Raw genomic sequence first — 15,640 nt, 5'->3', positions numbered from 1 at the left:
TTAAGATTTTTGACCGGACAACCCCAAGTTAAGCTACATAACTCCTGAGCTAACGACCCAACTTCGGATCGTCCTAAGCGATATATCAATCCTATCCATGATACGAAAGTCTCGGGCGATTAGTACTACTCGGCTTCGACATTACTGCCCTTACACCTGTAGCCTATCTACGTCGTAGTCTACAACGACCCTCAGGGATATCTTATCTTGAGGCTGGCTTCGTACTTAGATGCTTTCAGCACTTATCCAATCCAGACTTAGATACCCGGCGGTGCACCTGGCGGTACAACCGGTAAACCAGTGGTCTGTCCAACACGGTCCTCTCGTACTAGTGTCAGAGCCCCTCAAATATCCTACGCCCACGATAGATAGAGACCGAACTGTCTCACGACGTTCTGAACCCAGCTCGCGTGCCACTTTAATGGGCGAACAGCCCAACCCTTGGGACCTTCTCCAGCCCCAGGATGTGACGAGCCGACATCGAGGTGCCAAACCGCTCCGTCGATATGAGCTCTTGGGAGCGATCAGCCTGTTATCCCCGGAGTACCTTTTATCCTTTGAGCGATGGCCCTTCCATGCGGAACCACCGGATCACTATGCTCTAGTTTCCTACCTGATCGGCTTGTAGGCCTCCCAGTCAAGCACCCTTATGCCATTACACTCTACGACCGGTTACCAATCGGTCTGAGGGTACCTTTAGAAGCCTCCGTTACTCTTTTGGAGGCGACCACCCCAGTCAAACTACCCACCATACAGTGTCCTCGCTTCTGCGAGTTAGAACTCAAACAACCAAAGGGCCGTATTTCAACGACGACTCCACAAACACTGGCGTGCCTGCTTCATAGTCTCCGGCCTATCCTACACATTAGTTGCCCAAATTCAATGTAAAGCTATAGTAAAGGTTCACGGGGTCTTTTCGTCCCATCGCGGGTAATCGGCATCTTCACCGATACTACAATTTCACCGAGCTCACGGTTGAGACAGTGTCCAGATCATTACACCATTCGTGCAGGTCGGAACTTACCCGACAAGGAATTTCGCTACCTTAGGACCGTTATAGTTACGGCCGCCGTTTACTGGGGCTTCAATTCAAACCTTCTCTTGCGATGAGTTCTCCTCTTAACCTTCCAGCACCGGGCAGGTGTCAGGCTGTATACTTCATATTTCTATTTCGCACAGCCATGTGTTTTTGTTAAACAGTTGCCTGGACCTATTCTCTGCGCCCCACATCTCTGCAGGGACCCTTTATCCCGAAGTTACAGGGTCAATTTGCCTAGTTCCTTAACCGTGAATCACTCGAGCGCCTCAGTATTTTCAACCCAACTACGTGTGTCCGTTTACGGTACGGGTACTTTATGAATTTGCTTAGCGGATTTTCTAGGGAGCCTGATTACGTCCATATTGCCTTGTACAAGTACGCGACATACTGTCAGGTTCGACTCTCAAAGCGGATTTGCCTACTTCGATCTACATCTACACCCTTTAACCATCTATTCCGTCAGATGGCAGGACTGTCACTTCTCCGTCTCCACATCGCTCCATAAAGTAGTATGGGAATATTAAACCATTCTTCCATCGGAATCGCCGTTCGGCTTATCCTTAGGTCCCGACTTACCCTGATCCGATTAACGTTGATCAGGAAACCTTAGTCTTTCGGCGAGGAGGTTTCTCACCTCCTTTATCGTTACTTATACCTACATTTGCGTTTCCATGCACTCCAGCAAGGGTCATCCCTCACCTTCGACGTACATGGAATGCTCCCCTACCATCTCATACGAGATCCATAGCTTCGGTAAACAGTTTATGCCCGAGTATTATCCACGCCAGACTCCTCGACTAGTGAGCTGTTACGCACTCTTTAAATGAATGGCTGCTTCCAAGCCAACATCCTAGCTGTCTCTGCAGTCTGACTTCGTTAGTTCAACTTAACTGTTATTTGGGGACCTTAGCTGATGGTCTGGATTCTTCTCCTCTCGGACGCGGACCTTAGCACCCGCGCCCTCACTCCTTATAAATATATATAACGCATTCGGAGTTTATCTGGACTTGATAGGCGGTGAAGCCCTCGCATCCAATCAGTCGCTCTACCTCATTATATACTATATAAAGGCTGCACCTAAATGCATTTCGGGGAGTACGAGCTATCTCCAAGTTTGATTAGCCTTTCACCCCTACCCTCAGTTCATTGGAACACTTTTCAACGTATACCCATTCGGACCTCCAGTTGGTGTTACCCAACCTTCATCCTGACCAAGGGTAGATCACTTGGTTTCGCGTCTACTCACTCCGACTATACCGCCCTTTTAAGACTCGCTTTCGCTTCGGCTCCGGACCTGAAGTCCTTAACCTTGCCGGAGAAAGTAACTCGTAGGTTCATTATGCAAAAGGCACGCCGTCACAATCAAAAGATTGCTCCGACCGCTTGTAGGCAGACGGTTTCAGGGACTATTTCACTCCTCTGTTCGAGGTGCTTTTCACCTTTCCTTCACAGTACTGGTTCGCTATCGGTCTCTCGGGAGTATTTAGCCTTACGGGATGGGCCCCGCTGGTTCACACAGAATTTCTCGTGCTCCGCGCTACTCAGGATACCACTAGGCTTCATTAAAGAGTCGTATACTGGGCTTTCACCGTCTACGGCCGTTTTTTCCAAAACGTTCTACTTCCTTAATCGCTTGCCATGGCGTGGTCCTACAACCCCGATATTGCCTAAACAACATCGGTTTGGGCTGTTCCGCGTTCGCTCGCCACTACTTGCGGAATCACTTTTGTTTTCTTCTCCTATGGGTACTTAGATGTTTCAGTTCCCCACGTTCGCTTTCCTTACGGAATGACTGGCCTTCTACCAGCCGGGTTGCCCCATTCGGAAATCTTGGGATCAAAGGTTATTTGCACCTACCCCAAGCTTATCGCAGCTTATCACGTCCTTCATCGCCTCCGAGAGCCAAGGCATCCACCGTCTGCCCTTGCTTACTTTCTTTATCACTGACACAGTTTTCAAAATTAATAATTAAACAATTAATAATTAATCTTGCGTGTCGGATTGATATATCTTTAGCTTGCTCTTACTTTTTTTGTTACTTTACTTTTTTGAAGTTGTCCAATACGTCAAAGATCTTATGTTTAATGAATAATTAATAATTAATAAATCAATAATCACTCATCTTGTGTGGAGAATAACGGATTCGAACCGTTGACCCTCTGCGTGCAAGGCAGATGCTCTAGCCAGCTGAGCTAATCCCCCGTAGAGAGTTGAAAGTGCAGAGTGCAGAGTGGAAAGTTGTTTACCTTTCAACTGTTTACTCTCAACTGTCAACTGTTTGGTAGTCCCAGGCAGAGTTGAACTGCCGACCTCTACATTATCAGTGTAGCGCTCTAACCAACTGAGCTATAGGACTGTCAACTGTTGTGCGCCTGAGATAAATACCTCAGCCTCATCTTTCTCTATACCGGCATGCCCGGTTAAGATCATATTTTATACATATTCAACCGTAGTACCAGAGAATAACATACCTCATTGAAATTACTACTTTCTCATGAGACTCTGGCTCCAGAAAGGAGGTGTTCCAGCCGCACCTTCCGGTACGGCTACCTTGTTACGACTTAGCCCCAGTCACCAGTTTTACCCTAGGCCGATCCTTGCGGTTACGGACTTCAGGTACCCCCGGCTCCCATGGCTTGACGGGCGGTGTGTACAAGGCCCGGGAACGTATTCACCGCGCCATGGCTGATGCGCGATTACTAGCGAATCCAGCTTCACGGAGTCGAGTTGCAGACTCCGATCCGAACTGAGACATGGTTTAGAGATTAGCATCCTGTCGCCAGGTAGCTGCCCTTTGTCCATGCCATTGTAACACGTGTGTCGCCCCGGATGTAAGGGCCGTGCTGATTTGACGTCATCCCCACCTTCCTCACAGCTTACGCTGGCAGTCTCACCAGAGTCCTCAGCACGACCTGTTAGTAACTAGTGATAAGGGTTGCGCTCGTTATGGCACTTAAGCCGACACCTCACGGCACGAGCTGACGACAACCATGCAGCACCTCGTAATCAGCTATTGCTAGAAGACCTCTTTCAAGGTCGGTCTGACTACGTTCAAACCCGGGTAAGGTTCCTCGCGTATCATCGAATTAAACCACATGTTCCTCCGCTTGTGCGGGCCCCCGTCAATTCCTTTGAGTTTCACCGTTGCCGGCGTACTCCCCAGGTGGATTACTTAACGCTTTCGCTGTAGAGCTTACTGTGTATCGCAAACTCCTAGTAATCATCGTTTACTGCGTGGACTACCAGGGTATCTAATCCTGTTTGATACCCACGCTTTCGTGCTTCAGTGTCAGTTATGGTTTAGTAAGCTGCCTTCGCAATTGGAGTTCTGCGTGATATCTATGCATTTCACCGCTACACCACGCATTCCGCCTACCTCAAACACACTCAAGTAACCCAGTTTCAACGGCAATTTTATGGTTGAGCCACAAACTTTCACCGCTGACTTAAATTACCACCTACGCACCCTTTAAACCCAATAAATCCGGATAACGCTCGCATCCTCCGTATTACCGCGGCTGCTGGCACGGAGTTAGCCGATGCTTATTCATAGGGTACATACAAAATGGAACACGTCCCACACTTTATTCCCCTATAAAAGAAGTTTACAAACCATAGATCCTTCATCCTTCACGCGACTTGGCTGGTTCAGCCTCTCGGCCATTGACCAATATTCCTCACTGCTGCCTCCCGTAGGAGTTTGGTCCGTGTCTCAGTACCAATGTGGGGGACCTTCCTCTCAGAACCCCTATCCATCGTCGGTTTGGTGGGCCGTTACCCCGCCAACTGCCTAATGGAACGCATGCCTATCTATCAGCGATGAATCTTTAACAAATAGTCCCATGCGGAACCCCTGTTTTATGGAGTATTAATCCGACTTTCGCCGGGCTATCCCCCTCTGATAGGTAAGTTGCATACGCGTTACTCACCCGTGCGCCGGTCGCCATCAATAAGTATTGCTACTTACCATGATGCCCCTCGACTTGCATGTGTTAAGCCTGTCGCTAGCGTTCATCCTGAGCCAGGATCAAACTCTTCGTTGTTGAAATTGTTTATATCTTCGCTCAGAATCTCGTCTTTATCGTAGTCACTGACGGTATGTTTCGTATTTCATATACGTCTCTTGTACTACTTGTTGATATGTAATATTTTCAAAGAACTTATCGCTATCGTTTCGATTGCGGCTGCAAAGGTAAGGACTTTTTTTAAACTGACAAATTTTTTAGAAGAAAATTTGAAAAGTTTTTTTCGAAACCCTCCGGGTGGTCGGACATCTCGCTTAGCCTCGCTAACCTCATCCTTCCCTATCACCGTTACCTACTTCGCATCATGTCAATCACGGCCACTCTCGCTCGAATGTGGGTGCAAAAGTAGAACGAAGATTTCTTTTATGCAAATGTTTGGGAAGGTTTTTTTTATCTTTTTTTCTCTCAAAAGAAGGAATATTATATGGTACGCATATGCGAGAAGTGATACAGCATTTTTTACAATAACCCGATGTTTTTTCTATTTTGATCCTCAAAACGGATGATTTTAAATTGACTTTTCTTCGTTAAAATTCTGCTTTTTGTGACATACGAGTAAAAGAACCGCCTACCTCACCTCAAAAACATACATTTTGTCAAGAAGTCCTCCCCCATATTATAACATACCGAAAAACCTTAACTCTCGGAGAATTGAATATTTGAACCTAAGCCGGGGAGCCATACGGAAACAGGCAAGAAAATAAGGGCTATTTTTGAGAAGCCGGGCACTTCATTTCTACGATGACCGTTCTCATGACAACAACGACCGTCCTCATCATCATGAAGTACCGAACTCGTCATACACGAAATCGGACTTCACCGCAATGAAGACGGTCATCATAGAAATTATCTGTGCATCTTTATGGAATAAATCGTTTTTTTAACCTGAAAATAATAGACCAAATACAACTTGATTTGAGTTTTTTCTGTTTTCAGGATTATTTTATACAATAAGGGAGATACCCGCTAACCTATTCTACCGTCAAGACCTGTTCACCGGATTTAAGTTGGTATTCTTTTCCTTTCCAGAGGAATACACCGTTCGTACCCGCAGGTAATACAAGACGTGCCGTCAGCTTACCTTTTTTATCGAGCTTGTAGGAAGCAGTCACGCTACCTGCCGGGTGCGGCATCGTGCCTGACACCTCTTTCAGGTTGCCCAATGACGGAGCGATACGGACAGATTTGAAACCCGGCGCATTACTATCTATGCCTAACAAAATACGGAAAAACTCAATATTCGGGCTAGCTCCCCAAGCATGGCAATCGGAACGGGTCGGTTCAGGCATTTCCGCCCAAGTTGTCAGTCCCAATGCCATCTGGTCTCGCCAAATCTGCATATTGTCTAGCAGGCGATCCCCCATCCCGGCAGCCTTCAATGCCTGATGCACATAATAACGGAAATAGATTGTCGCTTGTATCAGCGACGGATCGTTCAATGTACGTTCCATCACCTCCGTGGCCTCCTCGCCCGCCACGATACCAGCCAGTATAGCCAATGAGTTGACATGCTGCGAGAAACTGCGGTGATCGTAAGTATCGGCAAACAACCCACGGGCAGCGTCCCAATATTTCGTCCGGATCGTCCCCCGGATCGCAGAAGCAATCTGCATATAATGATCCGCCATCGACGGGATACCGAAAGCCCGTTCCATCCCGGCAGCCGATTCAAGCGTTAAGATGTACATCAAGTCCTGAAAAGCAGAGTTGCCTTCCTTTTCACGCACAGGTTCGCCAGACTGAAAACCAGCAGCCCAGTCGGCAAAGAACCAATGCGGCACATACCCCAGGCTATGATCCGGCTTCAACCACTGCTCGTACCAGGAAAGTACCCCGCGATAAGCAGGTAGCAAAGTCTTCATATAAGCCTCATCTCCACGATACATCCAGTAGTCATGCCCCATACAAATCCACCAAAGCGAGAAGGAAGAAATGAACTGATGCAGGCTCGACGGGTAACGGCTCATCGTGATCCCGTCTGCCACAATCGACTGCCGCCCCTGCTCGATTGCGTTCTTCACCATATAAGCATCATGCGTATTATATAAGGTAATCATTGCCTGAATGCGGGTATCACCGAAATACTGCAACTGCTCGTAATAAGGGCAATCCATATAAGTCTCGTTCGCACAAAGGCGTGCCGTGTGCCAGCCTATATCGAGCATCTTATTCAACTCATCATGTCCGGGTGCAGAAAAAGCGATCTCGCTTCGGAAAGGATAAGCAGAGAACGTACCATAGACATCTTCCAGCACAAGCGGTTCGTCAGCAGTCGAGATCGTCAGATCCACATACCGCCACGTACGCCACCAAAGGGTGGTAAAATCGCGCCCTTCGCCTCCGTCAGCAATCACTTTATCTTCATATCCTATGAATCTTTTCCCTTCCACCTCATTACGGTTTCCTTTTGCCGGAAGCGAATAAGATTTAGTCGTACCCTTCTCCTTACCTTCATAAAGAGCTTCGGCATAGGCAATCGCAATTTCGGCATTCTTGCCGCGACTGAACAAAAGGGAAAGATAACCCGTTGTCAGCTTTCCATTATCAAGCAGGAGATGCACCTTACTATTCGCAGGAACCGTCAGCGATGTTTCTGTTTTCAAGAATCCATCAGGCACCTTCACTCCTTCGGAGATACGCACAGCCTCAAAACGCTCGGACTGCAAATCCATCGGGGGAATCGGACAAGGCACAAGCAAGCGTCCGGGATAGTCGCGCGATCCCTTCACTCCTCCCTCGATTCCCGTGCGGGCAGGCAACCACTTGCTATCATCATAAGCAGACTGTTCCCACCCCCAAGGATACTTCGATGCAGAAAGAAGTTCACCAGGCCCTGCCACATAATAGCCCAAGACAGGCTTATGCCAAGGAGCATAGGCTTCGTTTTTCATGCACAACCAGGAAGCATCCGTATTGACCACAGCCTCAATCTCCGTATTCCCTTGCAGGAGAAATCCGGTCTGATTAAAACTGATTTGTGCAACCGGCTTCTGTTCAGCATAATTCCAAACCACGGCCGCCAGCACGTTTTTTCCCCTTTTCAGGTAAGGAGCCAGATCAACCGTTTCAAAATTCCAGTTATAGATATCCCCACGTGCCGGCCCAAGCGAGACGAAACGTCCATTCAGATAAAGCTTGTAACGGTTGTCAGCCGTCACATGAACAATAAAGCGGGATGGGACTTCACCCAGTTCGAACGTCTTGCGCATATGGTAGACGCCATACACATTGGCAGGTTCTCCTGGCATGGAAATCCAGCGTGCTTTCCAGCGTCCGGTAAGAAGTTCGGGATTGATATCGGCTTGCCGGTAACCTTCCAAACGGATCTGGGCGCCAAGCGACAGACTACAAAGCATAAAAAGAAAAATCAGTACACGTGTCTTCATTCGATACATTGGTATTAGATATTAAACAAATAAGGATAGAGGCAAAAGCCGATCCCTCGGTTCAGAAACTGAATCTCCGTGGAATCGGCTATTAACTGATATTTTAGAAAATCAAATAAACAACTCCGGTTCGCGTCGAGCACTAAAGTTCTTATGCAGCATCGCTGTATAAGGAGTATCGAACGTGCGGGCACCTTCGGGACATTCCTTCACACACGCACAACACTTGATACAAGTCGCCGGATCACTGAACATACGGTCGTCGACAATCGAAATAGCCGATACAGGGCATACATCGATGCAATATTCGCATTGCGTACACAAGTCCTCATCCGTCACAGGAGCCTGCGGCGTGGAAGGACCTTTCACCTTGTAGGGGAAATTTCCTTTCATCTCCAACGGCTTCAGACAGGAAAGTTCGTCCACCTTTTCGAGTTTCTCCTTGATGGCACGTCCGAAACTGACAGCAGTTTCATGATCAGCCTCATCGGGACGCCCGGCGGCGATAGGCATATCCTTACGGCTGAAAGAGTGCTCTCCCACGAAAGCACCTGCCGAAACAGGGACAAAACCAGCATCTACTAACGTGTCGGACAATTCCTTCAACGCATCCTCGTAATCACGGTTACCGTAAACCACGACCGGAACGACCGGAGCTTGGTGGGCGTGGAAAGCACGGAGGCGCTCCATCGCCGTCTCGGCTACACGCCCGCCATAGACGGGGGCGGCCACGATGGTCAGTTCATCATCATGGATCTCAAGTTCTTCCGCCGGAGCATCATAAGTAATGTCCGACTCCAGCAGGACGTCGCCACTCAGTCCTTCCGCAATCGCATAAGCAGTCTTGGCCGAAGTATGCGTCGGAGAGAAATAAATGATATGTATATTCTTATATTCCATATTCCTTATTTTAAAGCTGCTTCAATCTTTTTCATCAGTTCGGCAAATTCCTCGTCGCTATAGCCTTTGGTCGCATATACCACTTTACCGGTCTTGTCAACCAGATAGCTGCGCGGGATCAGATTTTTGGCAAATGCGCCATAGATAGCCCGGTTCTTATCTGGATAGAGGGGAAAGGTGAACCCTTTCTTTTCGTTATACTTCTGCAATTCAGCGTCCGTATGCTCACGTCCGATCACCAACAAGGCGAAATCCTTGTTATCCTTATACTTCAGCCAGAGCGTCTTTTGTACCTCTGCAAGCTCCTTCTGACAGGGAGGACACCAGGTTGCAAAAAAATTCACCAAGATCACTTTCCCCTTCAAAGAAGAAGAAGGCACCTGCGTACCATTGTCGTTCACAATCGTAAAAGCCGGCATCTGCTGTCCTTCTTTTACAAGATCGCCACTCTCATCCTGCGCCCTTACAACAAGGGCTAAGAGAGCAAAAAAGGCAAGGAATACACACTTTCTCATTTTATTACTTTTGCATGCTCTGCGCTACATCGTAGCCAGCTTTCAGAGCCTTAAGGTTCATTTCTACGATTTCTTCACCTTTGCGTCCGAAGATGCGGCGAATACCATCGGCAATCTTATCATATTCGATACCAATAAAGGGGGCGGCAGCTCCCAGCATCACGATATTGGCCGCACGAACGGACCCCACCTCTTTGGCGATAGCTTCTACATCCAGCACGACCTTGTGCGGCAGTTTCCCCAGTTCTTCGTTCACTTTTTCCACCTCCGGATAGTTGGGGATGTTGATGAACGGCTGCGAATTGGTTACCAACCACCCGTCCTTCTTCAGATAAGGCAGGTAGCGGAGCGCTTCCATCGGTTCGAGCGAGATGATCAGGTCAGCCTGCCCCAGCGGGATCAGGTCAGACGCAATCGGCTGGTCGGACAGGCGAAGGTTCGACTGCACGTCACCTCCACGCTGGCTCATTCCGTGAACTTCGGCTTGCTTCATGTACAAACCTTCCTTTAATGCGGCTTCTCCGATAACGGCAGCGATGGAGAGGATACCCTGTCCTCCCACACCGGATAATATGATGTCTGCTTTCATTTCTTGCTTGCTTTTTTCTTTCTTGTTAATGTCTGGATACATTCACGACGGGGGATCAGAACAGATACGCCTTTATATTCGATCTCTTCCCGGATGATCGCTTTCATCTCATCGTAGTTCTTCTTCAAAGGAACCATGACGCGGATATGGGCCGGATCGACACCGATACCGGCACATATCGATTCGAGACGGCCTGTTCCTGCAGAATCCTGTCCACCAGTCATAGCCGTTGTCTCGTTATCGGAAATAACGATCGTAATATTCGTGTTTTCATTGACGCAATCAAGCAAGCCGGTCATACCGGAGTGCGTGAATGTCGAATCGCCGATCACCGACACAGCAGGATAAACACCCGCATCGGAAGCACCTTTGGCCATCGTGATAGAAGCTCCCATGTCGATACAAGTGTCGATCGCCCGGAAAGGAGGCAAAGCTCCCAACGTATAACAACCGATATCACCGAACACTTTAGCTCCTTTGTAGCCGGCCAACACCTCGTTCAGTGCTTCGTACATATCGCGGTGTCCGCAACCCTGACATAATGCAGGCGGACGTTGTTCAACTACTTCCGGAGTGGCATAGTAGCTCTCGATCTGCTTGCCTAATGCCTTACCGACAGCATCGGGAGTCAGCTCGCCATCGCGTTGCAATGTTCCGTCGAGACGGCCATGCACCCGGATACCGATCCCGAGGAAACCTTTCAGTTGCTCCTCGACTACCGGATATCCCTCTTCGAGTACAAGGATTTCCTTGCATTCACTGACGATCTTTTCGATCATTTTGCGGGGCAACGGATACTGGCTAATCTTTAATACCGGATGTTCAAAACCGTCAGGATAGTTCTCCGAAAGATAATTGAATGCAATACCGGTCGTAATGATGCCAAGCTCCTTGTTCGGGCCATCGAAATAGGCATTATAAGGTGAAGCTTCGGAAAAAGCGGTAAATGTATCCTGCGCCACGATCAACGTCTTGAAGCGTTTGCGAGCAAGCGCCGGAAGAAGGATGAAACGCTGACGTCCGTCTTCAGGTGTATGCATTTCGTTTTCCACCTTCTGTTCACGTCTGATCACACCTGCACGGGAGTGAGCCATACGGGTAGTGATACGCACCAGAACGGGGTAACCCAACTTTTCGGATAATTCGAACCCATCATATATCATGTCGTATGCCTCCTGCTGGCTGGACGGCTCAAGCATCGGGATCATGGCAAAGTTGCCATACATACGGTTGTCCTGTTCATTCTGTGAAGAGTGCATCGAAGGGTCATCGGCTGTAATGATGATCATACCGCCATTGATACCGCTCATGGCAGCATTCATGAAACAGTCGGCGGCAACGTTCAGCCCCACATGCTTCATACAGCAAAGAGCCCGTTTACCTGCGTAGCTCATACCCAACGCTGCTTCCATTGCAGTTTTTTCATTCGTGCTCCAACGGCAGTGAATACCCCTTTCCTTTGCGACGGCCGAACTCTGTATGAATTCGGTTATCTCGGTCGAAGGGGTCCCCGGATAGGCATAAACACCGGACAGACCTGCATCGATAGCAGCTTGCGCCACGGCTTCATCCCCTAAAAATAGATGTTTTTCCATGTAACGTTTATTTTGTTTTACTTGATTTTTTCTGTTATCTTCCCACAAAGATAAGACTTTTACCCATACCCACAACAACCGGGCTATATTGGATTTTTAGTTTCATAGGCATGAAACTGTTGTTTCCTTATAATGGAACTGCCGTTTCCCTATAATGGAACGATCGTGGCATACCGGGAAAATGTTTCCGTATTGCCTACCGGATCTTCCTTCGGTTCAATTCCGCCCGATAGCGGTTAGCATTACGATTATGCTCGGCAAGAGTGACTGCAAAATTATGCCGTCCGGAGAAATCTTCTTTTGCACACATATATAGATAGTTATGCTTCATGTGGTTCAACACGGCATCCAGTCCTCTGATAGTCGGGATACGGAGCGGTCCGGGAGGAAGTCCGGCATGTTTATAGGTATTATAAGGAGAATCGATCTCCAGATGCTCAAACAGGATGCGCTGGAGAGAGAAATCGCCCACAGCAAACTTCACGGTCGGATCTGCCTGAAGGGGAATACCACGCTGCAAACGATTGAGATACAGACCTGCCACGATAGGATATTCGTCTGTGGCAGCCGTCTCTTCTTCCACAATAGAAGCGAGAATGGCAACTTCGACCGGTGTCATTCCGATTGCCTTCGCTTTTGCCAGACGAGTGTCACTCCAGAAATTTTTATATTCGCGCTGCATACGCTGCATCAGTTTCTCAGCGGAAATATTCCAGTATACCTCATAAGTATTGGGAATAAACAAGGCAAGGATCGTCTCGGGCGTAAAGCCCAGTGATGCGCAGTAGACAGAATCGGCAAGCAAAGGGAGCAAGTCATCCTCCCCGATCATCAACTGCCCGGCAAGCCTTTCGGCCAGATCCTGCTTGAAGCGTATATTATTAAAGGTGACCCGAGTGGCCTCCTGATGTCCCCGGCGCAGATTGTTAAGCAATGCCAGGTTATTCATACCTGGCTCCACAGCATAACGTCCGGTACGCATATTGGCGGGATATTTCAACATTCCGGCAAGCTGCTTGAAACTTCCGATGCGCCGGCAACCGGCAGAGTCGACCAACTGGAGGCAGAGATCACCAAAATCTTTCTTCTCGTCAATATAAACATATACGGTCTTGCGTGGCTCAAAATCAGGTGCAAGTATCAAACGGTATGCCCAGAATCCCAAACCTGCTAACAGGAGGATGATAAACGAGAGGATTCCAACAATGAGAGTACGCTTTCGCATCATAATTTCTGATTTAGCCGTTAAACAAAAAAAGGCTACTGATAATCAGTAGCCTTTGCGGAAGCGGGGGGATTCGAACCCCCGGTACGGTAACCCGTACGTCAGTTTAGCAAACTGGTGGTTTCAGCCACTCACCCACACTTCCATGAGTTTCACGCCTCATTTCCTTTAATTGCGTTACAAAAAACCGCCTTTACAGGCGGCCTTATGGGTGAAAAATGGGACTCGAACCCACGACCCTCGGAACCACAATCCGATGCTCTAACCAACTGAGCTATTCTCACCATGTTTATCTTATCAAGTGTTTATCTCTTTAAGACGGTGCAAAGATAGAGGTTTTATTTTAAACTGCAAATAATTCGGGCATTTTTTTATTCAAAAATATACTCTTCGACCTCCTTATTGTTGCCTTTTAAAAACAGGCGCGTATTATTTACATACTTAATCAATGCTGAATCGACTGAAAAAGAGGAATTTTGATTCTTTCCCGACCAAGAGGCTGCCGGAACCACCCGAATATCTTCTTTTCCTTGTTCATTCTTATAACGGGAAGAATAAATCAACGAATATTGTGCAGAAGCAATGTATCGACGCAAACCCTTCCGGCCTAAAACGACTTTCACCATGACACCCCCATCGGTATGTTCCCGGCTCATGTTCGATATAAAATTACCCAATGAATAGACAACCAGACGGTCGGGAACTCCCTCCTTTCCCCTGCGAAACTCCATTGGCTGGACAACATGAGGGTGACTGCCTATGACCAGATCGACACCCTGTCGCATCAGCCAATCGGCCAGTTCGCGTTGTTCACGGGAAGGTATCCGTTCGTATTCCAATCCCCAATGCATATTAGCTATAATAAAATCCGGATTAAAGAGCTTGGCTTCAGCAATATCACCCTTCATTATCTCCTTATCGATATAATTGACGATTCGGGGTATATCGACTTTCAAACCGTTGGTACCATAGGTATAGTTGAGCATGATGATACGAAAATCTTTCTTACGGAGCAACATCGGATATGTGCGGTGACGGTGATCACAGTCAAGAAAGGTTCCGGTATGACGGATTCCGATAGAATCCAGTGCTTGGATGGTACGGACAAGTCCGCGAGTCCGCCTATCTAAACAATGATTATTGGCTAACAAGAAAAAGTCGAAGCCTGCTTTTTGCAAAGCCAAAGCGAAGTCTTCCGGAGCGCTGAAAGCCGGATAACCACTATACGGCTCCCCTCCTAACGGGACTTCGAAGTTCACAACAGCAATATCGGCAGCTTTCACCTCTCTCTCGATATTGGCAAAATAGCTACCCAAATCAAAAAAATCCCCCCTCCGGGTATTGTCAAGTTGTTTCTGGTGCATCATGGCATCACCGGCAAACAAAATTGTCAGCGAGTCCTGAGCGGATAAAGACAGAAAGCTCAAAAGACAAAACCCGGAGAGGAGGATTTTCATTTATAAATCTCTTTCTTTCCGGCTAAAAGCGTATTGCGCATCAAAGAAATAATCGTCATCGGACCTACACCACCCGGAACCGGCGTGATATAAGAACACTTAGGAGCGACCTCGTCAAACTTGACATCGCCAGTCAACTTAAAGCCGCTTTTGCGAGTTGCATCCGGCACACGTGTCGTACCCACATCCACGATTACAGCCCCTTCTTTTACCATATCGCCTTTCAGGAATTCGGGGACACCCAATGCCACAATAATAATGTCGGCACTCAAGCACATTTCCTTCAGGTTCTCGGAGCGACTGTGGCAAACAGTAACCGTACAATCGCCCGGATAGGCTTTCTGCATCATCAAAGTAGCCATCGGTTTGCCCACGATATTACTACGCCCCAGCACTACGCAATGTTTACCGCGAGTAGGAATCTCGTAACGCCTCAACAGCTCCAAGATGCCAGCCGGAGTTGCCGACACAAAACAGGGGAGACCGATAGACATACGACCCACATTGATCGGATGGAAACCATCTACATCCTTACGGTAGTCGATCGCTTCGATAATCTTCTGTTCTGAGATATGTTTCGGAAGCGGGAGCTGTACGATGAAACCATCCACGTCCGGATCGTTGTTCAGTTCGTCCACTTTATGAAGAAGCTCTTCTTCAGTAACATCAGCTTCATAACGGATCAGAGACGATTTGAAACCGATCTCATTACATGTCTTCACTTTACTTGCGACATACGTTTCACTTCCACCATCATGACCGACCAATATGGCAGCCAAATGAGGGATTTTACCACCGGCAGCCTTGATGCGGGCCACTTCTTCCGCCATCTCCTGCTTCATCTGAGCCGAAACGGCTTTTCCGTCCAATAGCTTGTACTGCTGTTCTTCCATACTCTATTATCTTTTC

Annotated in this window: 8 protein-coding genes, 4 tRNA genes and 2 rRNA genes; all 14 read right to left on the bottom strand. The window is 48.0% G+C overall.

The features are described 5' to 3' along the window. Positions 1 to 100 precede the first annotated feature (100 nt). Positions 101 to 2,977 (bottom strand): 23S ribosomal RNA (locus NQ564_RS02670). Positions 2,978 to 3,167: 190 nt separating this feature from the next. Further along, positions 3,168 to 3,241, bottom strand: a tRNA-Ala gene (locus NQ564_RS02665). Between the two features lie 77 nt (positions 3,242 to 3,318). Then, a tRNA-Ile gene (locus tag NQ564_RS02660) sits at positions 3,319 to 3,395 on the bottom strand. 156 nt (positions 3,396 to 3,551) lie between these two features. Next, positions 3,552 to 5,082: ribosomal RNA gene (locus NQ564_RS02655) — 16S ribosomal RNA — on the bottom strand. The 16S and 23S rRNA genes sit together here with 2 tRNA genes alongside, the layout of an rRNA operon. Before the next feature lie 953 nt (positions 5,083 to 6,035). Beyond that, positions 6,036 to 8,459: an alpha-L-rhamnosidase-related protein gene (locus NQ564_RS02650; protein WP_087375617.1), complete on the bottom strand. Its 2,424-nt coding sequence runs from the start codon at positions 8,457 to 8,459 to the stop codon at positions 6,036 to 6,038. 102 nt (positions 8,460 to 8,561) lie between these two features. Continuing rightward, positions 8,562 to 9,350, bottom strand: coding sequence for a 4Fe-4S binding protein (locus tag NQ564_RS02645; protein ID WP_008154939.1), 789 nt, complete (start codon positions 9,348 to 9,350; stop codon positions 8,562 to 8,564). Positions 9,351 to 9,355: 5 nt separating this feature from the next. Then, a complete protein-coding gene (locus NQ564_RS02640) occupies positions 9,356 to 9,865 on the bottom strand; it encodes a TlpA family protein disulfide reductase (RefSeq protein ID WP_129649747.1) in 510 nt (169 codons plus the stop codon). A 4-nt stretch (positions 9,866 to 9,869) separates the two neighbouring features. Continuing rightward, positions 9,870 to 10,454, bottom strand: coding sequence for an indolepyruvate oxidoreductase subunit beta (locus NQ564_RS02635; protein ID WP_021862035.1), 585 nt, complete (start codon positions 10,452 to 10,454; stop codon positions 9,870 to 9,872). Then, a complete protein-coding gene (locus tag NQ564_RS02630; protein WP_039848169.1) occupies positions 10,451 to 12,049 on the bottom strand; it encodes a thiamine pyrophosphate-dependent enzyme in 1,599 nt (532 codons plus the stop codon). Before NQ564_RS02630 ends, NQ564_RS02635 begins: the two co-directional genes overlap by 4 nt. Positions 12,050 to 12,245: 196 nt before the next feature. Then, positions 12,246 to 13,274, bottom strand: coding sequence for an endolytic transglycosylase MltG (gene mltG, locus NQ564_RS02625; RefSeq protein WP_008154930.1), 1,029 nt, complete (start codon positions 13,272 to 13,274; stop codon positions 12,246 to 12,248). A gap of 58 nt (positions 13,275 to 13,332) precedes the next feature. Next, positions 13,333 to 13,419 (bottom strand) — tRNA-Ser (locus tag NQ564_RS02620). A gap of 65 nt (positions 13,420 to 13,484) precedes the next feature. Then, positions 13,485 to 13,558, bottom strand: a tRNA-His gene (locus NQ564_RS02615). A gap of 87 nt (positions 13,559 to 13,645) precedes the next feature. Further along, complete coding sequence (locus NQ564_RS02610) at positions 13,646 to 14,731, bottom strand: CapA family protein (protein ID WP_008148754.1); 1,086 nt, start codon at positions 14,729 to 14,731, stop codon at positions 13,646 to 13,648. Continuing rightward, positions 14,728 to 15,624: a bifunctional methylenetetrahydrofolate dehydrogenase/methenyltetrahydrofolate cyclohydrolase FolD gene (gene folD / locus NQ564_RS02605; protein WP_005646594.1), complete on the bottom strand. Its 897-nt coding sequence runs from the start codon at positions 15,622 to 15,624 to the stop codon at positions 14,728 to 14,730. The genes NQ564_RS02610 and folD overlap by 4 nt, the downstream gene beginning before the upstream one ends. Positions 15,625 to 15,640 lie beyond the last annotated feature (16 nt).

The organism is Parabacteroides johnsonii DSM 18315, from assembly GCF_025151045.1.
GTDB classification, from domain to species: domain Bacteria; phylum Bacteroidota; class Bacteroidia; order Bacteroidales; family Tannerellaceae; genus Parabacteroides; species Parabacteroides johnsonii.
This window is presented reverse-complemented; position numbering and strand designations above follow the sequence as displayed.

What these genes read in the sequence shown, in the direction of transcription:
- NQ564_RS02650 (WP_087375617.1), bottom strand. Translation starts at nt 8,459, where the DNA reads ATGTATCGAATGAAGACACGTGTACTGATTTTTCTTTTTATGCTTTGT.
- NQ564_RS02645 (WP_008154939.1), bottom strand. Translation starts at nt 9,350, where the DNA reads ATGGAATATAAGAATATACATATCATTTATTTCTCTCCGACGCATACT.
- NQ564_RS02640 (WP_129649747.1), bottom strand. Translation starts at nt 9,865, where the DNA reads ATGAGAAAGTGTGTATTCCTTGCCTTTTTTGCTCTCTTAGCCCTTGTT.
- NQ564_RS02635 (WP_021862035.1), bottom strand. Translation starts at nt 10,454, where the DNA reads ATGAAAGCAGACATCATATTATCCGGTGTGGGAGGACAGGGTATCCTC.
- NQ564_RS02630 (WP_039848169.1), bottom strand. Translation starts at nt 12,049, where the DNA reads ATGGAAAAACATCTATTTTTAGGGGATGAAGCCGTGGCGCAAGCTGCT.
- mltG (WP_008154930.1), bottom strand. Translation starts at nt 13,274, where the DNA reads ATGCGAAAGCGTACTCTCATTGTTGGAATCCTCTCGTTTATCATCCTC.
- NQ564_RS02610 (WP_008148754.1), bottom strand. Translation starts at nt 14,731, where the DNA reads ATGAAAATCCTCCTCTCCGGGTTTTGTCTTTTGAGCTTTCTGTCTTTA.
- folD (WP_005646594.1), bottom strand. Translation starts at nt 15,624, where the DNA reads ATGGAAGAACAGCAGTACAAGCTATTGGACGGAAAAGCCGTTTCGGCT.